Annotated in this window: 20 protein-coding genes; 15 read left to right on the top strand and 5 right to left on the bottom strand. The window is 35.8% G+C overall.

Annotated features, from left to right (window positions below; translation table 11 throughout):
• From E5D58_RS10270 to E5D58_RS10260, 3 genes are all read right to left on the bottom strand, one after another.
• Positions 1-314: linear amide C-N hydrolase (locus tag E5D58_RS10270; protein ID WP_136481765.1), on the bottom strand; the 314-nt coding region annotated here is incomplete at its 3' end.
• 385 nt (positions 315-699) lie between these two features.
• Positions 700-1,164, bottom strand: a complete 465-nt coding sequence (locus tag E5D58_RS10265) for a DUF1295 domain-containing protein (RefSeq protein WP_136481764.1) — start codon at positions 1,162-1,164, stop codon at positions 700-702.
• A gap of 170 nt (positions 1,165-1,334) precedes the next feature.
• Positions 1,335-1,802, bottom strand: coding sequence for a DUF2141 domain-containing protein (locus E5D58_RS10260; RefSeq protein WP_136481763.1), 468 nt, complete (start codon positions 1,800-1,802; stop codon positions 1,335-1,337).
• A 172-nt stretch (positions 1,803-1,974) separates the two neighbouring features.
• Between E5D58_RS10260 and E5D58_RS10255 the strand changes: the two genes are divergently transcribed.
• Both E5D58_RS10255 and E5D58_RS10250 read left to right on the top strand, forming a co-directional pair.
• The gene (locus E5D58_RS10255; RefSeq protein WP_136481762.1) at positions 1,975-2,541 is read left to right on the top strand and encodes a sigma-70 family RNA polymerase sigma factor; all 567 of its coding nucleotides are present in this window, start codon (positions 1,975-1,977) and stop codon (positions 2,539-2,541) included.
• A gap of 100 nt (positions 2,542-2,641) precedes the next feature.
• A complete protein-coding gene (locus E5D58_RS10250) occupies positions 2,642-3,388 on the top strand; it encodes a protein phosphatase 2C domain-containing protein (protein ID WP_136481761.1) in 747 nt (248 codons plus the stop codon).
• Here the strand turns inward: E5D58_RS10250 and E5D58_RS10245 are convergent.
• Positions 3,385-5,721 carry a serine/threonine protein kinase gene (locus E5D58_RS10245; RefSeq protein ID WP_136481760.1) on the bottom strand — a complete coding sequence of 779 codons (2,337 nt, stop codon included), beginning with the start codon at positions 5,719-5,721 and terminating at the stop codon, positions 3,385-3,387. The genes E5D58_RS10250 and E5D58_RS10245 overlap by 4 nt on opposite strands.
• Before the next feature lie 174 nt (positions 5,722-5,895).
• Here E5D58_RS10245 and E5D58_RS10240 point away from each other — a divergent pair, with 174 nt between their 5' ends.
• The 13 genes from E5D58_RS10240 to E5D58_RS10180 all read left to right on the top strand — a co-directional run bounded on the left by E5D58_RS10240 (position 5,896) and on the right by E5D58_RS10180 (position 19,212).
• The gene (locus E5D58_RS10240) at positions 5,896-6,918 is read left to right on the top strand and encodes a S1C family serine protease (RefSeq protein ID WP_168796671.1); all 1,023 of its coding nucleotides are present in this window, start codon (positions 5,896-5,898) and stop codon (positions 6,916-6,918) included.
• A gap of 9 nt (positions 6,919-6,927) precedes the next feature.
• Complete coding sequence (locus E5D58_RS10235; RefSeq protein ID WP_235835895.1) at positions 6,928-7,668, top strand: porin family protein; 741 nt, start codon at positions 6,928-6,930, stop codon at positions 7,666-7,668.
• A 434-nt stretch (positions 7,669-8,102) separates the two neighbouring features.
• Entirely contained in the window at positions 8,103-8,642 is a 540-nt protein-coding gene (locus E5D58_RS10230; protein ID WP_136481758.1) for a lipid-binding SYLF domain-containing protein, read from the top strand.
• Positions 8,643-8,778: 136 nt separating this feature from the next.
• On the top strand, positions 8,779-9,861 hold the full coding sequence (locus tag E5D58_RS10225; RefSeq protein ID WP_136481757.1) for a BamA/TamA family outer membrane protein: 1,083 nt from the start codon (positions 8,779-8,781) through the stop codon (positions 9,859-9,861).
• Positions 9,862-9,908: 47 nt separating this feature from the next.
• The gene (locus tag E5D58_RS10220; RefSeq protein WP_136481756.1) at positions 9,909-10,592 is read left to right on the top strand and encodes a hypothetical protein; all 684 of its coding nucleotides are present in this window, start codon (positions 9,909-9,911) and stop codon (positions 10,590-10,592) included.
• 65 nt (positions 10,593-10,657) lie between these two features.
• Positions 10,658-11,590, top strand: a complete 933-nt coding sequence (locus E5D58_RS10215; protein WP_235835894.1) for a transporter — start codon at positions 10,658-10,660, stop codon at positions 11,588-11,590.
• Positions 11,591-11,714: 124 nt separating this feature from the next.
• Positions 11,715-12,746, top strand: a complete 1,032-nt coding sequence (locus E5D58_RS10210) for an HAD family hydrolase (RefSeq protein WP_136481755.1) — start codon at positions 11,715-11,717, stop codon at positions 12,744-12,746.
• Positions 12,747-12,777: 31 nt separating this feature from the next.
• Positions 12,778-13,746: an AAA family ATPase gene (locus E5D58_RS10205; protein ID WP_136481754.1), complete on the top strand. Its 969-nt coding sequence runs from the start codon at positions 12,778-12,780 to the stop codon at positions 13,744-13,746.
• Between the two features lie 10 nt (positions 13,747-13,756).
• The gene (locus tag E5D58_RS10200; RefSeq protein ID WP_136481753.1) at positions 13,757-14,695 is read left to right on the top strand and encodes a DUF58 domain-containing protein; all 939 of its coding nucleotides are present in this window, start codon (positions 13,757-13,759) and stop codon (positions 14,693-14,695) included.
• A 9-nt stretch (positions 14,696-14,704) separates the two neighbouring features.
• Positions 14,705-15,178: a DUF4381 domain-containing protein gene (locus E5D58_RS10195; protein ID WP_136481752.1), complete on the top strand. Its 474-nt coding sequence runs from the start codon at positions 14,705-14,707 to the stop codon at positions 15,176-15,178.
• Positions 15,171-16,163: a VWA domain-containing protein gene (locus tag E5D58_RS10190; RefSeq protein WP_136481751.1), complete on the top strand. Its 993-nt coding sequence runs from the start codon at positions 15,171-15,173 to the stop codon at positions 16,161-16,163. The genes E5D58_RS10195 and E5D58_RS10190 overlap by 8 nt, the downstream gene beginning before the upstream one ends.
• Positions 16,163-17,866: a VWA domain-containing protein gene (locus E5D58_RS10185; RefSeq protein ID WP_136481750.1), complete on the top strand. Its 1,704-nt coding sequence runs from the start codon at positions 16,163-16,165 to the stop codon at positions 17,864-17,866. The genes E5D58_RS10190 and E5D58_RS10185 overlap by 1 nt, the downstream gene beginning before the upstream one ends.
• Positions 17,860-19,212: a BatD family protein gene (locus E5D58_RS10180; protein ID WP_136481749.1), complete on the top strand. Its 1,353-nt coding sequence runs from the start codon at positions 17,860-17,862 to the stop codon at positions 19,210-19,212. Before E5D58_RS10185 ends, E5D58_RS10180 begins: the two co-directional genes overlap by 7 nt.
• Here the strand turns inward: E5D58_RS10180 and E5D58_RS10175 are convergent.
• Positions 19,202-21,370 carry a tetratricopeptide repeat protein gene (locus tag E5D58_RS10175; RefSeq protein WP_136481748.1) on the bottom strand — a complete coding sequence of 723 codons (2,169 nt, stop codon included), beginning with the start codon at positions 21,368-21,370 and terminating at the stop codon, positions 19,202-19,204. The two genes, E5D58_RS10180 and E5D58_RS10175, sit on opposite strands and share 11 nt — an antisense overlap.
• Between the last annotated feature and the right edge of the window lie 37 nt (positions 21,371-21,407).

Below are 21,407 nucleotides of genomic sequence, written 5' to 3'. Positions count from 1 at the left end.
ACCGACAACCCAAACTCATTCATTCCTGATGAGACCCATTCTGTGTTAGCATGACGCATGCCTACATAACCTATTGGGCCCTTAACCCCTAAAAGGTCGTAGTTACGTGGCGCAATAATAAATTGTTCCCCAGCTTCAAATCCAAGTTCCATGGTTCGTCCCTGTATCTGGTTTCCTTGGGGTGTAGAAAACACAAAAGATGAACAAGCATTCGCTGGGTTGTTCCCTAAAATTAATACAGACAGAACCATTGCTACAATAGCCCTAAACTTTCGCACAAACTCTTTTCTTGTTTTCGTTTTAATCGCTTTCATAATATATTTTTTGTGATTTATAATTTGCTTTCACTTATAACAGGGCAACAATCCCTAAAACCCCTAATCGCTTTCCTATTTTTATAAAAAAACCGCTCAGCCTTTTGAGATGACTGAGCGGTTTCAAACTAACCAAACTAACTATATGAAAAACTTACTATTCTTGTCTTGTATTAATTTTAGGGAACAATCCTCTAAAACCCTTATTTCTTTTCTTATTTGTTTTAAATTCTATTCAAATATACCATCCTACATGCAGCTGTTAGAGGCTTTTAATGTGAGACAACCAAAACTAAAAGTAAACTTACCAAATCACTAGATCAACCATTTATTTAGCAGACCTGTACCGTCTATTCTTGTTATAGAACACATATAGATGATTCATTTAAAATGGCCTAGGCAATAGTAACCAGCTTTTCCTTTTGTAGTCCGTAAACTCAGGATATCTGGACATAGATTTGTCTTTTTTAAGCATATTCCTAAGGAAGAAACCAAATACCCAACAAGCCAATGGAATCCAAGCTATCCAGTTCATTGCCATAACGGCATAAGCCGAATAAATAAGAATTTCGCCAAAATAATTAGGATTTCTTGTTCGGCTAAAGATACCATCATGAATCAATCCCTTTTTCAGTTTTAAAATAGCGTACTTTTGCGCATCGCTTACATAATGCATAAATATGCCCATTATGTATAGGAATAAGGTTATCCCAATGATGTATGGAGGTAATACTAAATGATTACTAATAAGTAAATAAGGTGCTAAATAGTAACCTCCCAATGGTAAAAAGATAAAGAAAAGACCAATAAAAAAAGGTTGTTTCTCGTTAAACCTATTATCAGGAAACATTTGATGTTTTATGAGCCATAATAAACAATACGTGCCATGAATAGCTAGGTAAATAAAGGCCTCGGTCGACCAATTATCAAAAAACTACATGAGAAATAAAACAAACGGAATTAATAAAATTTTGTGTGCGTTGATATAGGTTGATATTTTCATAATTTCTTATTTTTTTATTATTTCAGATGTATTACCAATTCATTTTTAGAATCGGATGTAACATTAAACTTTACCTCATTAAATTTTGGTGGTCCCGTTTTCCCAAACTTATTATTTGAAAAACCGTACTTCTCCTTTGGAATGCCAAACACGTTTTTATCTAACTGATCGTTTTCATTTTCGTCTTGAAAAACAGCAATAGCATAACTACCATTTTTAACACCTTCGAAAGAAAATGTAATATCGCTAAGGTTTGACTTTACAGCCCCAGTTTTATAAGCCCTATCAAAATCTGGAAAACCATGAGCTGATTTGTACAACCCAATCATAACCTGTCCCTTACTATTTTTAACACCAGTAATGGTTATCTTAATAGTATTCGAATCTATTGAATGATCATTTGCGCTAAATGACATTAGCAATAGCAGCCCTAATCCTAACAAAATAGTTTTAGAGTACATTTTTAGTTTTTTAATTGCTTTCATAAATAAATGTTTTAATTAACCGCGTTTTACTTCGGTTTTTGTTACACTCTAAACAGGGTACTCTTCAATAAAAAACCCTATAATGACGCTAAAGGACATATTACAAAAGGCTATTTACTTTAATGCTCGCAAATAATTTTCTAACTTTACTTAAACATTAAATGAAACTTTCATGCCATCAAATAAAAAAAACGAAGTCACACAAATTCTGAATAATATTGAATCTAGTAGCAGAACAGCAGACTTATACCCTTTAGTCTATAATAATTTACATGAAATCGCTGAAAAACTTTACCGAAGAGAACGCCCTGGACATACCTTACAACCCACCATTTTAGTTAACGAAGCTTATATGAGTCTGGTAGATCAAGATCAGATAAATTGGAAAGGCAGGTCACATTTTTTTGCTGTTAGCGCTCAAGCTATTAGACGGGTTTTAGTGCATCATGCCAGAAAAAAGAATGCGATTAAACGTGGATCTGGACAACACCATCTTGACCTAGAAGAGGGCCTTACCTATTCTGTTGAAAAAGATGAAGTTGTATTATCACTTGATGAGGCCTTGGAACACCTAGAAAAGCTTCATGAAAGGCAAGCAAAAGTAGTTGAAATGAAATTTTTTGGTGGGATGAAAATGCAGGAAATTGCAGACGAGTTAGGCGTTTCTATAAAAACGATAGAGGTCGATTGGAAAGTTGCTAAAGCCTGGCTTAAAAAGTTTATGAATAGTGATGTGTAGAAACCTTTCTAGCACATAACTCCTTTAATCATGAAGCCTTTAATTAGGTTTTTTTAACAGCTTTTTCCCTTATTAGGTTAGAACCTTTAATGGCATCATAATGCAGATATTATCAATACATAAGCGCAGTATATACCATCCTCATTTTTCTGAAGATTTCTTCTATTCCTATCAACTTACTGATCATATTTTAGTTTGTGCCGTTATGGATGGATGCTCCAGTGCCAAGGATAGTCATTTTAGCTCTGCGCTTTTTAGCAAATCTATTCATAAATCCTGCAGAATGCTACCACAGATGAAAGAGATTGTTGAGGATTTTGATTTGGCCACCATGGAGTTAAATGAAATCGGTAATTTCATCTTAAAACAACTTTTCGACGATCTAAAAAAAACCAAAAGACTCTTCTTTTTATCCACCGAAGAACTACTTTCAACATTAAGTTTATTGATTTACAACCATGATACCCTAAAAGCTTGCATTAAAATAAGCGGGGATGGTTTATTTGCTATAAATGGTCGGATTACTAGTATTGATCAAAACAACGTTCCGAATTTTCTGGGATATCATTTAGCAAAAAATTTTGAGGACGTCAAATTAAGTGCTATTGCTACCTATAATTTCGAAAACGCAAATGATGTTTGTATTGCGACAGATGGTATTGATAAACTACGCAAAGATTTAAAAAACCCAGAAGAGATAAACGAAACAAGATATGCTTTTCTTGTTGAAAAACCTTCTAAAAAGTCTGATTTATTCTTTGAAAAACAATACAAAAAACTGGCATTAAAAGGCTTTACACTTTATGACGACTTAAGCATAATGCGAATAATTAACCCCAAAGATTAGTTATATACGTCGTAAGTTTTCCACCAATGTTTTGCATCCTGTCGTGTCCATGGATATTCTTTTTTTAGAACTTCTAAAGCATCAATAATCACTTCTACGGATTCTGGTCGTTTATCTACAGAAAAGGAAATACATTGTTCTAATAAGGCTTTCAAATTGTCTGGAACGTCGGTTCTCTCGATAAGCTGCTGCTTAAAGCCACCCTGCAACGTTTCCTGCCCAGATAACATTTTTTGAGAAACCAATTCCAATAAATACTGTCCGCTTAACATATATAAACCTACTGTTCCTATAGCATAAACATCTACCCTATGATCGGCATTAAAAGGGTCTCTTAGGCGCTCTGGAGCCATAAACATAGGGGTCCCCCCTATTCTATTTATTTGCGTTTGCTGTGTTATGCTCGTATCCACATTTTTAACCAACCCAAAATCAAGAAGTTTGATAGTATCATACAACCCGCCTTGATTACAAACCATAATATTCATTGGTTTTACATCTCTATGCACTAAACCCTTGGTATGTGCCTCGGCCAAAGAGTAACAGGTTTGCAATAAAATATGAATCACTCTAGCTACAGGTATAGCAGCCGATTGATCAACAATTTTATCCAAGGTAATACCATTTAAGTACTCCATCACATAGTAAAACTGACCACTTTCAGAGGTACCATAATCAAAAACTCTTACGGTATTTGGATTCGATAAAGATGCTGTTACCTTAACTTCTTTTTGAAAACGATCTAACATATCGGTTCCTATAAACTCCTTTTTAAGCAACTTAATGGCTACTGGTGTTTTTAGAAAAGTATGCTCTGCTTGGTAAACTTCTCCAAAGCCACCTTCTCCTAACTTTTGCTTAAGATAGTACTGTCCTAACTGCTGGAAATCCTTCATTTTTTTCCCAAACTTTGCCAAGCGGACATTACTGTTATACAACAACACGGTTAAACCAATTAAAAGCAATAAGAACAGGTAAAAAGCGCCATCAAAATAATCGAGGGCTACAAAAGCTTCAGACACATCAATTTCACTAATTAAACCAAAACCATATTCTGGCAAGTATTTCCATGAACCCACCACATCTATCCCTCTATAGTCCTTATAGGGTGTCAGAACGGCACCTTCAAAAACGCCAGTTTCGGAGGTAACATTTTTTAATAGCTCGGCAAAAATAACCGTATAATCCATCTCTACCTGCTCCTGAACATGCCCATCGGCCTCATAAACGTTTACACCAGGATCGTACATCATGATGTGATGCACCGATGTTTTTGTCGTATCATTAGAGAGTAAGAATGTTTGTTGTAGCTCCTTCTCAAACCTACTTTTAGAGGCCATAGAACCATCTAAATTCACAGCATACGTTTCAGCCGTTTCATTATGATATGATAAATTTAAAAGTTCAGAGAATTCATTTTCAACATCAGAATCAATAGCGATAAAGCCTAGTAAACCACCTTGTTTAGAGCGTACTGGTTGAACAAAAGTACACAGGGTAGCTGCTTGTATCCCTGGAGGAATAACTTCAAACCTATCAGAATCATACATAGGAGGTATGAAGACAAAATCCTGTTCCTTTTGCACCTTCAAGTAGTATTGATAACCTTTAGGTCCCAGCCGGATATCACTTGCCATTTTATTCATTCCAGACAAACCTTCGCCAGAAACCAGCATAAACTGAGGGTCTCTTTTATTCACAAAAGTTAAGGACTCAACGTTATGCGCTTTTCGAACACTATTAACAAGGTTGTAAATAGAATCTCCATTGGGATCTTGCTTAATTGCCACATAACTAGGATCTTTTAAAACTAGGCTATCTAGATGCTTAATCGCATAAACAATATCTGGGTTCTCGGCTAAATCAGACAGCAGTTCTCTTTTTAATGAAATCCACTGTTCTAAGGACTTATAGTGTATATTGAGCATGGCTATTTGTTCCTGGCGCTTAAGCTCTATAATACGCTTTCTGTATTCTTGCCTAATCACAAAACCAAATGTAAATACAACAGCCAGAAACAAAATAAGACTTAACAACCTACCCCGCTTATTCCCAAACAAAACCTGAGTTACATTGCCTAAAATACGGGTCTTACTTTTCTGCCCGGGTCCAATACGAGATTTTGAAAAACCACGACTTTCTTGACGGGTTTCATCTTTAGGTTTTTCACGCTTATCATCTTCCTTAATATTGCTATACAGTTCTAAAACGATCTTCTCTAAATCTGAATCACCTGCACAAGCCTTTGCGATGTACTTTTCTGCTTGTTCGTGTTCCATATCAAGAACCCGCCCAATAATTTCGGTAGCTCTTTCGTGTAAGTTATTATGCATTAATCTATATTAGTTTCAAGCAAAGTTAATAAAAATAGACATTAACCAAATTGGATATACATTCCATGTAATCACAGAGTTATTCCTATTCCCTCGCTTCTTTTTTTAGCTATAAAGGTGTATTTCATGAAAGGAAATTATAACTTCGCAGTAACTAACACAACCCTCTTTAAAATGAAACTATTACTACGAACGTTTGCGGTACTTGTTTTAACCGCCAGTTCAGTTCAATCTCAAGACATTTCAAAAATTTACGAAAAGGTAAGTCCTGCCGTTGTGGCTATTTTTACCGAGGAAAACACTGTAATTACCCAAGACTCAAATCATTCTCAAACGGTCACCAATGGCGGGTTAGGCTCTGGTTTTATGGTTAGTAATAGACTTATTGTAACAGCTGCACATGTTGTAAAGGCTCCAAAGAGTTTAATGGTACAGTTTGCCGATGGCGAAGTGATTCCAGCTAAAGTAATTTCATCATACCAAGCACCGGATATTGCTCTAATTGGCCTAACAAGAGAAAAAAACAATGCGACCTTGGTAAGTTTTGGAGATTCTGATAAAATGAAAATTGGCCAGCAAGTATTTGTTGTTGGTGTTCCGCTAGGTGTTGGCTTCTCCATGTCTTCTGGTTACATCAGCGGATTTAGAAGACAAACATTAGGAAAAAACCCATTTACCAACACCGATTTTATACAGACCGATGCGGCCATTAACCAAGGGAATTCTGGCGGACCTATGTTTAATCTTAATGGGGAAGTTATAGGTATTGTGAGCCATATAACCAGCAAATCTGGTGGGTCTGATGGTATTGGTTTTGCCTCTAGCTCTAATTTAGCAGCTAAATTATTACTAAATAATAAAATGCCTTGGTTTGGGGCAGACTTGTACTCATTAAGTGGTAAAGAGGCTAAAATATTTAATTTACCGCAACCAAACGGACTTCTAGTGCAGCGTGTTGTTGTTTCATCTATTTTGGGCCGTATGGGAGTTAGAGAGGGTGATACCGAGGTTTCTATTGGAAAACAAAAGCTTATATTAGGTGGAGATATTATCCTTGCTTTTAACGGCATAGAATATAATACAGTTGATGACACTTTGGTAAAACTAGCAGAATTCGCCAATAGTATTGACAAAGACACTAAGTTTGAAATTACTATCTTAAGAGAAGGAAAAGTAATGACATTACAGTCTAAATAATAGCGACTAATGAAAAACCCACAATTAAAACCCTTCATCCTAATAGGATTTTTATTGATTTCAATGAGCATGCAATCGCAAGTACTTTTGTCCCTTATTTTTGGCGACAAATTAAATTCTGACGGTTTAGAGTTTGGTCTAGAGGGCGGCATGAATTTGTCGAGTATAAGTAATCTTGAAGCGGATAAACCATTGTCAAAATTTAACTTAGGCTTCTATTTTGATATCCGACTAAAAAACCAATGGAACCTGTATACGGGCGTCTTGGTGAAATCTAAACTAGGCGACAACAATTTATCTGAGAACGATTTAAACTTTTTAGAAATATCCCCCGAACCAGAATCGGGCAGATATAGTCAGAATGCCGAGTATTTTTTGATTCCGGCACTTATTAAGTATTCCTTCAAAAATAGAATATACGCCGAAACGGGACCACAAATAGGCTACATGAGAAAAGCTTGGGTGGAATTTAATTCAGACGTTGGGGGTGTAGAAATAAGAAAAAGGATTTCTAATACCGATAAACTTAATCGAATAGACGCTGGTGTAGCCTTTGGAGCTGGCTATAAATTATTACCAAAAAATGGAATGACCGTTGGTGTTAGATATTACTTGGGCCTTGCTAATGTTTATAAAGGAAATAATAATTTTAAACATAATAGCTTATTTTTAAAAGTTAATATTCCTATAGGGGCAGATAAGAAAAAAGAAGAACCGACCTCAAAAAAAGGTGATAGTAAAAAGAAATAAAAACCTAATTAAAATATTAGGTAGCTAGACCGTAGGTGAACTAAAACGGAAGGATGCTTTACCCCCAGAATCATGGGAACGTGCCAACGAGATTGTAGAACAATACCATAATTGGTATGATAATGTTGGAACGCCCCCTCAAAAAATTATTGCCTATATAACACTAGGCCATAATATTGATGCCTTTAACAGAGCTGATGCGGAAAGTATAATTAGATATGGACCAGATAAAAAGCTAAAGGAAAAGTGGAATGGTATTATTGGAGCTCAATACCAGCATAACAAGAATTGGATGTTTAGAACCGAAGCCGGCGTTATAGGCGATCGAAAATCGTTTATGCTTTCCGTAAACTGGAGGTTCTTATTGTAACCCTACCGGTTATATGACCCAAATTGATTAACTTTATTTTTTAATTCAAAAAACACCCTCAGAAATGAAATCTTTTAAGCTATTAGTATCAACATTTACTCTCGTTTTTATCGCATTTACCGTATCTGCGCAAGTTGGAGGCTGGAAGCCTGAACTTAAGACAGATGCCGATGAAGCCCTGGCAACCATGATTAAAAGAACGCCTAAACTAGAGAGCTTTAAAAACAAAGCCTATGCCTACGCCGTGTTTCCAAGAATTACGAAAGCAGGTGTTGGTATTGGTGGAGCAGCCGGAAAAGGCATCGTGTACAAGGACCATGCAGCCATTGGTTCTTCAAAATTAAAACAGGCATCTATAGGTTTACAGTTAGGAGGGCAACAATATAGCGAGGTTATCTTTTTTGAAAACAAAGACGCTTTTGAGCATTTTACAAATGGAAACTTAAAATTTGATGGACAGGCCTCTGCCGTGGCTATTACAGAAGGTGCTTCTGTAGATGTGGCCTATAAAAGTGGGGTGGCTGTTTTTACTCATACAAAAGGGGGCCTTATGTATGAAGCCTCTCTGGGAGGGCAGCATTTTACTTATGAAGCAGGGAAATAGTGCATAAAAAAGCAATTACAAAATGAGCTCAGGTTTAATATACCTTAACCTCGACTCTATATTTTATTTTTAATTCAATAGGCAAAACTACTATACTATAAAGCCTCGTCAGGTTATTAACATATGCGCCTTATTAATGTCCATTTTGGTATATTCCCAAAAAGGAAAACAGGCTATTGATTCTATTATAGCAAGGCAGCATGACAGTGTAAAAACAAAAAAGGTCTCTTTTAACGGTTACCCCTATGTGTTTTACACCCCTGAAACACAAGCCGCTATTGGAGCAGGCGGAATTATACTCTTTTACACCAAGCGCTCCGAGAACTTAAGACCTTCAAAAGTAGGATTTGGAGCTTATTACACCTCTAACAACCAATATAAATTTTCTGTTAAACCGAGTCTTTATTTTAATTCAAACAACATTGTTGTAAATATGCCCGTTTCATACGGTTATAGATTAGATAAGTTCTGGGGGATTGGCAATGAAACCGTAGAAACCGGAACCGAACCATACCTAAGGCAAGATTTTGAGTTCGAACTGGAAGTTCAAGTACCCCCTGTTTTATTATTTTCAGACCGCGCTGGGCTTATTATTGAATATAAAAACACCGATATTGTCGATCCCAAAAATAACGAGTTTATAAATAATGGCTTAGTTAATGGCTCTAAGGGCGGTAATATTTTTGGACTCGGATTAAACCTTATATGGGACAGGCGCGATAACCTGTTTTATCCAACATCCGGTCATTATCAGTCGATTAAATTTATTGTTCATCCCGAACCAAGTGATTTTGTATATACCACTTTCGAGTTAGATGCTAGGTATTATAAAGAATTTAAAGAAAATCAAGTAGTCGCTACTAACCTCTATGTAAAAAGCGTTGGAACAAATGCACCTTTTTACGAGTTACCTGCTCTGGGCGGGCAAAACCGGATGCGAGGTTATTTCCTTGGTAGGTATAGAGACCAGACCTATGTTATGCTTCAGGGTGAATACCGCCAATATTTCTGGAAAAGATTTGGGTTTGTAGCTTTCGCAGGTATTGGTGATGTGGGTGAAGAAATTATCGATTTAAGTATTAATGAATTAAAATATAGCTATGGTGGCGGGCTTAGGTATTTGTTCAATAAAAAAGAAAAAGTGAATTTTAGAATGGATATTGGGATTGGGCGAGATGGGAATACCGGAATTTATTTTGGAATAGAGGAGTCTTTCTAAACATGCCTTTTATATATTTACACAAAATCAAACTCAATCATATTAAAATGAAAAAAACTACTTTAGTTACCACTTTATTATCAATAGTACTATTTGTACAAGCGTGCGGAGGCGTTAAGGTCATTAATGCATGGAAAGCCGAAAAGCCAGTAGTTGAGTTATTTAAGGAGAAAAAGATTTTAGTTATTGCTAGAACCACCGATAATCAAGCTAGAGTAGCTTTCGAGCTTGAACTTGCAGAAGACCTTAGAGAACATGGACTCAATGCCATTGAAAGTTATACACAAGCCCCTCAAATTCATCCAGAGAGAGAAATGACGGAAGAACGCATGAAGTTTATTAACAGCATTTTAGAAAGTGAAGGGTTTAATGCCATTATACTTACTGTTGTAAAAGATAAAAAGTTGACGCAAACCACAACACAAGATGGTATTTATATGGGTATGGGATATGGATATCCAAGTTATTATGGTGGCTTCGGAAGTTACTACAGATACCCATATGCCTACGGCCCTTATTATAGTTCTTTTGGAGGATTTGTCCCAACAGGAGGAACCACCACCAGAACAAGTACAGAGTACGTTCTTGAAACCGTTGCTTATAATTTAGATGAACCCGCAGATAGTCAATTGGTAGCCGTAGTAACAACCTCTCTAAAAAACCCTAAAGACGCTTATAAAACTGCCGAAAAATATGTTGCCAAGATTTTAGAAAGCTTACAAAAAGTATAGAGCAAATAGCCCGTTCTAACATTACTTGGTATAATGATATATATAAATCTTTATCTTTAAGATTAATGATTAGCTTTAAAAAAGACCTTAATAAGCATATAGTAACTTTCATTATCGGAACTTTTCTTTGTTCTTTTCAAAACTTTGCACAAGATTTAGAACCAAGAAGATGGAATGCGCTCCCTTTGGGAACTCAGGTACTTGGCGGGGGATATGCCTTTACTAGTGGTGATATTTTGCTGGACCCTGCACTTAATCTTGAAGACGCTAAAATAGACGCGCATTCTGTTATAATACAATATGTGCGTCCATTTAAATTAGGATCAAAACTAGCCAGAGTTGATGTTAAGCTGCCTGCTAGTTTTGCATATTGGAAAGGCATACTAAATGGAGAATTTGCTTCCACCAATAGAAATGGGTTCATGGATTCTAGAATAAGGCTATCTGTTAACCTTATTGGCCCACCAGCTGCACAACCAAAAGAATTGTTTAAATATTTTAAAGAAAACCCTGTAAATACAACGGTTGGAGCTTCTATAGCCATTACACTACCCACAGGACTCTATCATGCAGATAAGTTATTAAATCTTGGGCAAAATAGATTTGTTATAAGGCCTCAAGTTGGCGTGCTGCATAACTGGGGCTTGTGGTCTTTTGAATTTACCACATCGGTTATTTTCTTTACCAATAACAACAATTTTTTTGGGGGCAATACACGATCTCAAAAACCAATGCTTGCTGCCCAAACTCATTTAATAAAACGCTTTAATTCCATACTCTGGGCCTCATTAAGCGTTGGAACTGGCACTGGAAGTAAATCAACCATTAATAACGAATCTAAAGACGACAGAAGAAATGATGTACTTGCATCGCTTTCTACTGGCTATTCCATTTCAAAAAGACAATCTTTAAAACTGGCTTATATATATTCCAGAACTACACGTTTAATAGGTAGCAATACAGATTCTATCGCTCTTGGCTGGGCTTTATTATTGTGAATTCCTTTAAGTTTTTGTTTTTTCAAAATTCTCTAACCGTGTAATTTTTCGTGTCTAGAGGCGGTTTGTTATACTAAGCTAATTTGTATATTTACTATCAATAAAGCTATTAATTCATTTTATTATGACACCAAAGTATTTTTTAAAGAGTATTGCATTGGCAGTAATTGGAACAATAATTTTAAGTTGTAACTCACAAAAAAAAGAAGCTCCAAAAACAGAAACGGTTGAAATTGTAGATCCGCTTCCATCTTGGAATAAAAGTCTTTCTAAAGAAGCTATTATAAATTATGTTGCCGATGTAACTAACCCGGAGAGTAATCATTTTATTCCAGTTAAAGATCGCATTGCAACTTTCGATAATGATGGAAATCTTTGGAGTGAACAACCAGCTTATTTCCAATTGTTCTTTGCCATAGATAGAGTTAAAGCTCTGGCTAGTGAACATCCAGAGTGGAAAAACAAGCAACCATTCAAAGCTGTTTTAGAGGACGATATGGAAACCTTGATACAGCAAGGTGAACATGGTTTATTAACCCTTGTTATGGAAAGCCATGCAGGCATGTCAACAGAGGAGTTTGAGACTATTGTTCAAGACTGGATAAAGACCGCTAAACATCCTACCAAAGGTGTTGGATATGACAAATTGGTTTATCAGCCCATGCTAGAATTGTTAGATTATTTAAGAGCTAACGATTTTCAAACCTATATTGTTTCTGGTGGAGGTGTTGATTTTATGCGAGCATTCGTAACCGAAATATATGGAATTCCAAAAGAAAAAATAATAGGTAGTCGCTTAAAAACAGAATTTAAATATAATAACGGAGACCCAAAAATTATGCGTTTAGCAGCCCTTGATTTTATCGATGACAAAGAAGGTAAACCCATTAATATTAATACCATTATAGGCAAAAAACCGGTATTTGCGTCTGGCAACTCTGATGGCGATTTGCAAATGCTACAATGGGCGGCCTCTAACAAGTATAAGAGTTTTATGTTGTACCTGCACCACACAGATTCTGAAAGAGAATGGGCCTATGATAGAGCATCGCACATTGGAAGACTAGACAAAGGCTTGGACCAGGCGCAAAAAGACGGTTGGACCATTATCGACATGAAAAACGACTGGAAGCTTATTTATCCGTTTGAAAAATAAATAGAAGTAAGAATCAAATTATTAAAGTTTTATGACATCATTTGAATCGATTACCACACTAAAAGAACAAATGTCTAAATCTATAATTGGACAACAACAACTCATTGACAGAATTATTCTTGTTCTACTTGCAGATGGTAATATGCTTTTAGAGGGGTTACCGGGTTTAGCAAAAACCAGAGCCATTAATGCATTAGCTAAAAATTTAGATTGTGGTTTGAGCAGAATACAATTCACACCAGATTTATTACCATCGGATATTACAGGTACTGAGATTTATCTACCAAGCGAAAAAGAAAAATTTGTATTCCAACAAGGTCCTATCTTTAGCAATTTAATCCTTGCTGATGAGATTAACAGAGCGCCTGCCAAAGTGCAATCAGCGCTGCTTGAAGCTATGGAGGAACGTCAGGTAACAGTTTCCGGAAAAACCTACAAAATGAATGAATTATTTATGGTGATGGCTACCCAAAACCCAATTGAACAAGAAGGAACCTACCCCCTACCTGAAGCTCAAATGGATCGTTTTTTAGTACATACCATAATTAGTTACCCTGATGACGAATCAGAATTAGAAATCATGCGGCTTAATAAGCGCGAAGCCTCTAAAGAAAAAGCTAAAAAAACTGTCAATATTATTCCGCAGCAAGTCATTTTTGACGCCAGAAAGGAGATTAATAAAGTAAAAACTTCAGAAGACATAGAGAAATATATGGTTAGTTTAATTTCGGCAACGAGGTACCCTGAAAAGTTTGATGAAGAACTTGCCAAATTAATTGATTTTGGTTCAAGCCCTAGAGGAACTATTGCTCTAGATAGATGCAGTAGAGTACACGCATGGATGCAAAATAGAGACTATGTCACACCTGAGGATATTCATCAGACCATCAAAGATGTATTGCGGCATAGGCTGGCATTAAGTTATAAAGCCAGAGCCGAAGGCGTTACCGCCGATCAGGTTATTGAAAAATTGATTGAGGTTGTAGCAGTAGTTGCTTAATGCACATACTATGAAATCCAAAAACAAAGATAACCACCCAAATGTTTTTTTAACCCTTGAACATCTCTTGAAGTTTGAGTTGTTTGCTTCTGTTCTGAATTTAGGCACTGGCAAAAAAAAGTCAAACAGCTTATTATCAGGGCGTTATGCATCGCGCTTACGCGGCAGAGGTTTAGATTTTGAAGAATCTCGACCTTATGTTCTTGGTGACGATATTAGAAATATAGACTGGAGTGTCACGGCCAAAACAGGAAAAACACACACTAAAGTATTTACTGAAGAAAAAGAAAAACCTGCTTTTATTTTTGTTGACCAGTCGACATCTATGGGTTTTGGTTCTCAGGAAAAAACTAAAGCAGTTGTAGCTGGAGAACTGGCTTCTATTATTGCCCACAAAATAAAAAAAGGAGGCGATCGTATTGGTGGCATGGTGTATACTGGAGATCAGTATGACTTAATAACTCCAAAACGCGACCCAAGAAACATCATTTATTTTCTACAAAAAATTATAGAGGCAAATCAAGACATTTACAATGTAAAAGACTTTAATTTTGAAGCCTCTTTAACCGATATTTTTGCTAAAATAAATAATATTGTTACCCATGACTTTCTAGTTTTTATTATCAGTGATTTTCATAGATATAACAATTCGGTACTGCAATACCTTAGCCAACTTGCGCTGCATAATGACCTTGTTTTAATACAAGTCTATGATCAATTAGAAGCCGATGTTCCTAACGAAAAAATGATCATAACAGACCACACGTATCAAGTCAATTTAAATGGAGACAATAAAAAACTCAAAGAAAAACTAAGTAAATCATTTAAAACAAATTACAAAAATTTTAAAGTCGAATTAGAGAAATACAACATTAATTTGTTTCAGGTTAATACTTCAAGCCCTATTGAAGAACAACTCATTGAAGTTTTTAGTAATTACAATAAATAATTTGACTACATGCAACAGGATCAAAATATTGAATTAAGTCCAATTATCACTCCAGACCCTATACCTTTTACGATGGACACTATAGGATGGAAAATTCTATTTATAATATTGGCCAGCTTAATCCTGTTTATAGTATATACCTACTATAAAAAATATAAACAAAACGTCTATCGTAGAACTGCCATTTCCAGTATACAGAAACTAATGCATGCTAAAGAGAACACAATAAGCACCAATATTGTTCAAATTATGTTTTTGTTAAAACAGACCGCCTTACAAACCTATAGCAGAAAACAAGTAGCCTCACTAGAAGGGGAAAATTGGCTTAATTTTTTAGACAGCAAACTCAATCAACCCGTTTTTATTAAATATAAAACCAGTATTGCTTCGGCGGTTTATAAAGGTGAATTTACCATTTCAGATAGTTTTAAAATGGATGAGTTTGTAAGTAGCAGTATAAAATGGATTAAGCATCATGCCTGATAATTTTCAATTCGCATATCCGTATGTCGCTTTTTTGGCGGTGCTTCCAATTCTAATTTATTGGATATTACCAGCTATAAAAAACCGAAGTACTGCTTTGATTTACCCCTATTTTGATTCCAGTTCTAAAACGGCTAACCAGAAACCTAAAAAAGCCTCACACATAAAAAAGCGATCGTGGTTGTCATCATTTTGTATGTTTATTATTTGGCTTTTACTTTTATCGGCTATGGCTTCGCCAGAATTGGTTGGTAAACCTGAAAGAAAAGTAAAAACATCTCGAAATTTTCTTATTCTTGCCGATTTATCCTTCAGCATGGCCAATAATGACTGGATGATTGACAACAAGAAAGTTACGCGTTGGGAGGCTGTTAAGAACATCATGCAAGACTTTATTGTAAAGCGAGAAAGCGACAAAATGGGACTTATTTTTTTTGCAAGTAACGCCTACATACAAGCACCTTTTACAACAGATTTAAAAACGGTACAAACCATGCTTGATGAAGCAGATGTGGGCATGGCAGGGCAAATGACCAATATTGGAAAGGCGATTGTAAAAGGCATGGATATGTTTGAAAGAGATACCATACCTAATAAAGTTATTTTACTACTCACAGATGGGGTTGACAGCGGCATGGATATTCTTCCATTAGACGCTGCAAATATGGCAAAAAAAGACTCAACAATAATATACGCTGTTGGCATTGGCGACCCAGGTAATGTTGGTTCTGACCTCGATGAACGTACGCTAACAGAGATTGCCGAACTAACAAAAGGACAATATTTTAGAGCAAAAGACACTGAGGCACTGGAAAACATATATGTTGAGCTTGAAAAGCTTGAGCCCGTTGAATATGAAGAAGAAAGCTATACACCTAAAACATTACTTTATTATTATCCTTTAGGAGCAGCCCTAATTTTAGGGTTTGTTTTAATCATGATAAACAATATTGTGATAATTTTTAAACGTTTTACAAACCGTTGATGACGCAAAACATTGAACATATCAATTGGGAAAACTTCCACTTTTTACGAATCGAGTATTTGTATTTGGGGATTGGAACTGTTTTAGTTTTAATCATTGGATTCCTATTCTATAGAGAGTCCAATGCTTGGAAAAAAAATATTGCGCCTCATTTGCGACCTTATGTGATTAAAAAGGGAACATCTTGGAAAGCCTATCTTATAAGGGCATCTGTCATTCTAATGTTTATCATTGGTATTATTAGCTTTTTAGGCCCTACCTGGAATCAAATTAAAGCCCCTGCTAAAAAGGTTGAATCCCAATTTGTGATTGCTCTAGACTTATCGAAAAGCATGTTAGCAGAAGATGTTTCACCTAACCGACTAGAGCGTGCTAAATTTAAAATTCGTGATCTTTTAGAAGCTGGTCCTAGAGCAGCAACTAATTTACTAGTTTACGCCGGTTCCGCACATACTGCGATTCCGTTTACAACAGATTACAAAATTATTCTGGATCAACTGGACGGATTACAACCAAAAATGATGCCTGCACAGGGTACTGAATACAACGGCCTATTTAAAAAAATGGATGCGCTCTTTGATGAGAACAAAGCCCAAGGTAAAATACTATTAGTAACTGATGATTTAGAAGACCTTTCACTAGAGCAGGTTAGCGTCTTTTTACAGGACAATAACGTACAGCTTTTCATCTATCCGTTAGCTTCACAAAGCGGTGCCAAAATACCAACAACCAAGCAAAACTCAGCTTTAAATATTTCTAAACTAAAGGCTTTATCAGAAATGGAGGCCTTGGATATTTTGGAAATTACGTTGGATGATAGCGATGTTAAAGATTTAGCCAAAGCCATTAGTGACGATTTGGTTTTTGAAGACCAAACCAATCAAGAGGAAGAAGACTGGCAAGACAATGGTTACTGGTTAATTTTTCCGCTAGCCTTTATTTTTATGTTCAGCTTCAGAAAAGGCTGGTCTATTAACCTTATTATTCTAGCCTTATTTCTTCAATCCTGTACCAAGAATACAACAAAAGAAACCACTAAATTTAAATTCAAAGACTTATGGTATACTAAGGCCTATCAAGCCCAACAAGACTATGACTCTGAAAACTACTTAAAAGCAGCCTCGGGTTTTGATGACCCCATGCATAAAGGTGTAGCCTACTATAAAGGTGGTGATTTTTTAAGTGCAGAATCTGCATTTAAAAAAGACACTACTATTAATGGCTTATATAACTTAGGTTTAACCTATGCTAAATTGGGCAAGCTAGATGCCTCACAAGCGGTCTTCGAAAAAGTACTTCAGAAAGATCCATCAAATGAAAAGGCAAGTTCTAATCTTAAACAAATTATTACAGCAAAGGATAAAATGGCCTCTCAACAAGAAGAAAGCAATATCAAAAATGACAAAAAAGCTGCAAAGAACAAACAAAACAAATCTCCAGAAGATTTAAGTGGCGGTGGACAAGAAGCTACTAAAAAAGATATGGAGAAAGAACGATTAGAAGAGACCGCCGAGACTGACAAAAGGAAAGGCAAAGAAATGGATGAATTGCCAGACGACTTTAAATCAGGCAAGGGTGAACTTCCTAAAAACATTTTAATGCGAAAAGTTGATGATGATCCTGCGCTTTTTTTAACTAGAAAGTTTAAATATCAAGTAAAGAAAGGAATTGTTGAAGTACAAAAAACAGAAGCGTCATGGTAAAAACAATTGGAATTATGATGACGTTTTTGTTGATACCGCTTTCTAGTTTGGGTCAAAGCATCATTGCCTATGCCACTGTAAACACCAATGAAGCCTACATTGGGCAGCCCGTGAAACTAACCGTTTCTGTATATACCTCAACATGGTTTACCGAAGGTGTAGATTTAGGCAATATTCAAATTGACAATGCACTAACCGTTTACTTTCGTTCGGTTAGTAACAGTAGAGCATTTAGTGGCAAAAATTACGCTGGCGTAAGTTTTTATTACAATGTATTTCCAACAGAAGAAGGTCAAATTACCATCCCCAGTTTATCCATAAATATTGCGTCACCTAAACCCGGAGGATATAAGGGCATCAAGAGAACCGTGACAACGAAACCAAAAAGCTTTAATGTATTACCTGTGCCATTGGGGTACAATCCAAATAATTGGTTAGTAGCTACTTATTTAAACGTAAATCAAAAATGGTCTACTGCTCTAGATAACATCAAGGTGGGAGACGTGGTACAACGCACTATTAACAGATCTGCAGGCGGGACCATGGCTGAATTCATACCCGTATCGATTTGGGATAGCATTGCAGGAATTAGTGTTTATCCTAGGCGTGCCAAAGTAAATACTAAGAAGTCAAAAACAGCCATATCTGCTTCACGTTCAGAAACTGTTAACTACCTTTTTGAAAAAGAAGGTGAAGTTGTTTTCCCTGCTACAGAATACATGTATTGGAATTCAAATAATAAAAAGTTTTACAAAAAATATATTGACTCTGTTGTGGTTCAAGTGAAACCAAATCCAGATTTAAGCATGCTCTCAAGCATAAAAAAATCGTTACAAAAGGACACTATTGAAGCTGCCAAAACTCAAGAAACACCCTTTTTAATATTTGGCTTAACCCCAAAAACATTCGTTATCTATTTAATTTTAACACTTGTTGGAGGTTTTATCCTTTTTTATATATCAAAAAGACTTATCGCGTTCATTAAGCTTAAAAGAACACACTACTTGCAATCAGAGGGCTTTGCATTTGCTCAGCTAAAAAAAGCCTTAAAACATCACGATTATTTCGCCTTTTCTAGAACGAGTCACGTTTGGGTAAAAAAATTAAGTTCTAAATTTGAAACACTGGAAGATTTGGCTGTACAAACTAATTCTAAACCCCTAAATAATGCGCTGTCAAAATTAAATCATGCATTATTTAAAGATGAACAAACAAACATAGCTTTATACAGTGAAGTATTGGCGGCCATCAAAGCAACACGACAGGCTTATTTTAAAACACAACGTATTACTAAAAAAGAGACTTCAAAAAGTACTACCTGGTTAAATCCTATATCTAAGTCGTAGATCGAAGTTCATCCAAAATAGCCTGCCCTCTTTTAACCTGACCCAAATTCTTGTAAATTAAAGCCAAAAGATATTTAAAATCTTTATTCTCAGGCTCTAGTCTTAACGCCTTATTAATATAGAATTCTGCTTTTTTAGCATCTCTATTTTCTTGATAATAATACGTTGCTAAATTATACATGGAACGTGTATCCTTAGGATTTTTTCTAATCGCTAATTCTAACTGTGCCACAGCTGCATCATTTTTTTGCATTTCAAAATATAAAAGCGCCTTTAAATAGTGAGGTCTTCCTTGTTCTGGCTCAAATTTAATCCAATTATCTAAAGTCTCTTCAGCCTTTCCATGTTCTTTATTTAAAGCATAGGCCGTGGCCAAATTAGAATATACAGGAATCAATAAACTATCCATTTCCAAAGCCACTTCATAATGTTTTATAGCATTATTAATATCATTGGTTTGCATAAAATAATCTCCCAGTTGCATTCTGCCTGTGGAAAAGTCGGTATTACTAAATAACATGTTTTCAAGCTCACCTTTAGCAGCTTCTATGCCTGGTACATCTTTAGGATCAAACTGATTAAGATCCATATCCATCACTATCTGTGCAGCACCAATTCTTACCAACCTTATTGAATCACTCATATGCTTAACTGCTGTTGCCCGTCTTATCTCAGGTGGTAACCCCCTAAACTTTAAAAGCGCATTGTATCTTACTGAAGGAGACGCATCATTTAAAGCAATATTTAAACTCTTAAAACTTTCTTGGGTATAGTATGGTAAGTTTTCAATAACTGTAGCTCTCGCAATGGTAGGATATGTTAAATCATTAATAAAATAATCCAACATTTTACGTTCATCAAGGCTGATATTCGATTTGTTGCTAACCAATAACGCGTCAGAAAAATGATCTGCACGTTCGGGGCCGTACCACTTTACAACTGTCTTTGCTGCCCAAGCATCTGTTTTATCTTGATGACAACCAGTACAAGCATTTGGGGTTCCATAGACCTCTGATTGATCTGGTCTAGGAATTCTAAAGCTATGATCTCTTCTAAAGTCGTTACCCATATAGGTTTTACCAGTCATGTGGCAATTAACACATAAACTAGAAGCCGTATTAGCTTCATGAAAATGATGTTGTTTAGAGTCATAAGTACTTGCCACATGGCATTGGGTACATAATTGATTACCTTCAAATTTAGGTTTTAAGGAGTGTGCGTTATGACAATCTGTACAGGTAACCCCTTCGCTAAACATTTTACTTTGTTTAAACGATGCAAAAACATAATCCTCATCATTAATCTGACCATCTCCGTGATAAAAATTAGAGGTAATATTTTGAAGCATATATTGGTTCTCAAAAGTTTCTCCTGGTTTTAGGTTTGGAGTAAGTTTAACACGCCTAGCATGACAAGGGGCACAAAGGTTCATTTGTTGTTCTTGACCTTTACCAGAAAGGATATAAGTATGTGAATCTTGAGGAGCAGCATTCGCCCAATTTATATGATTATTTGCAGGTCCATGACAACTCTCGCAAGCCACATTAATTTCATCATAAACCGTCTTAAAAGTATCGGAATCCGTATCATAATTCTTTATTAAATTGGTGGAATGACACTCCGCACACATGGTATTCCAATTTTGCGCCCCTCTTGTCCAATGCAACCAATCGTGTGCTTGAATTCTATCACCTTTATACTGGTGGTACCATTGCTTTTTAATAGCATCCCAAGTCACTCTAAGTACTTGTTTTTTACCATCTTCAAAATCAACAAGATATTGCTGCAATGGCGTTACCCCAAAGGCATAACTAATTTTATAGTTCTGGGTTGTATTATCCAACTCTGTAATAGTGACATGGTATTCTGAACCTGTTTTATAGAACGTATATTTAACACCATCAATCTCGGTTTTTACATTATTAAAATCTCCAAGAACTGTGGAATCGTTGGCTATTTGCATAGCTAAATCATGATGAGATCCCTTCCAGGTATTATAAGCCTCAGCGTGACAAGACACACATTGTTTGGAACCTACATATTTACTCGGCCCTGCATGAAAAGATAATGTCGTAGAATTTTGGTATTTGTCTTTACCACAACCCACTAATAGGAAACTAATAGCAAGTAATTTTAGACTGTTTTTTAACTTAATCATCTAAATAAATTGATACGAAACAAACTTAAAGAAATCC

Origin of the sequence: Cognatitamlana onchidii, assembly GCF_004804355.1 — a bacterium.
In the GTDB taxonomy this organism is placed as follows: domain Bacteria; phylum Bacteroidota; class Bacteroidia; order Flavobacteriales; family Flavobacteriaceae; genus Cognatitamlana; species Cognatitamlana onchidii.
The sequence above is the reverse complement of the archived record's forward strand: the minus strand, read 5'-3'. Positions and strand labels throughout refer to the sequence as shown.

Bases quoted from the DNA above. Each gene is read 5' to 3' on its own strand.
- E5D58_RS10215 (WP_235835894.1), top strand. From the start codon at position 10,658: ATGATTAGCTTTAAAAAAGACCTTAATAAGCATATAGTAACTTTCATT.
- E5D58_RS10185 (WP_136481750.1), top strand. From the start codon at position 16,163: ATGACGCAAAACATTGAACATATCAATTGGGAAAACTTCCACTTTTTA.
- E5D58_RS10210 (WP_136481755.1), top strand. From the start codon at position 11,715: ATGACACCAAAGTATTTTTTAAAGAGTATTGCATTGGCAGTAATTGGA.
- E5D58_RS10255 (WP_136481762.1), top strand. From the start codon at position 1,975: ATGCCATCAAATAAAAAAAACGAAGTCACACAAATTCTGAATAATATT.
- E5D58_RS10220 (WP_136481756.1), top strand. From the start codon at position 9,909: ATGAAAAAAACTACTTTAGTTACCACTTTATTATCAATAGTACTATTT.
- E5D58_RS10265 (WP_136481764.1), bottom strand. From the start codon at position 1,164: ATGTTTCCTGATAATAGGTTTAACGAGAAACAACCTTTTTTTATTGGT.
- E5D58_RS10235 (WP_235835895.1), top strand. From the start codon at position 6,928: ATGAAAAACCCACAATTAAAACCCTTCATCCTAATAGGATTTTTATTG.
- E5D58_RS10225 (WP_136481757.1), top strand. From the start codon at position 8,779: ATGTCCATTTTGGTATATTCCCAAAAAGGAAAACAGGCTATTGATTCT.
- E5D58_RS10240 (WP_168796671.1), top strand. From the start codon at position 5,896: ATGAAACTATTACTACGAACGTTTGCGGTACTTGTTTTAACCGCCAGT.
- E5D58_RS10205 (WP_136481754.1), top strand. From the start codon at position 12,778: ATGACATCATTTGAATCGATTACCACACTAAAAGAACAAATGTCTAAA.
- E5D58_RS10230 (WP_136481758.1), top strand. From the start codon at position 8,103: ATGAAATCTTTTAAGCTATTAGTATCAACATTTACTCTCGTTTTTATC.
- E5D58_RS10190 (WP_136481751.1), top strand. From the start codon at position 15,171: ATGCCTGATAATTTTCAATTCGCATATCCGTATGTCGCTTTTTTGGCG.
- E5D58_RS10250 (WP_136481761.1), top strand. From the start codon at position 2,642: ATGCAGATATTATCAATACATAAGCGCAGTATATACCATCCTCATTTT.
- E5D58_RS10200 (WP_136481753.1), top strand. From the start codon at position 13,757: ATGAAATCCAAAAACAAAGATAACCACCCAAATGTTTTTTTAACCCTT.
- E5D58_RS10245 (WP_136481760.1), bottom strand. From the start codon at position 5,721: ATGCATAATAACTTACACGAAAGAGCTACCGAAATTATTGGGCGGGTT.
- E5D58_RS10175 (WP_136481748.1), bottom strand. From the start codon at position 21,370: ATGATTAAGTTAAAAAACAGTCTAAAATTACTTGCTATTAGTTTCCTA.
- E5D58_RS10180 (WP_136481749.1), top strand. From the start codon at position 17,860: ATGGTAAAAACAATTGGAATTATGATGACGTTTTTGTTGATACCGCTT.
- E5D58_RS10260 (WP_136481763.1), bottom strand. From the start codon at position 1,802: ATGAAAGCAATTAAAAAACTAAAAATGTACTCTAAAACTATTTTGTTA.
- E5D58_RS10195 (WP_136481752.1), top strand. From the start codon at position 14,705: ATGCAACAGGATCAAAATATTGAATTAAGTCCAATTATCACTCCAGAC.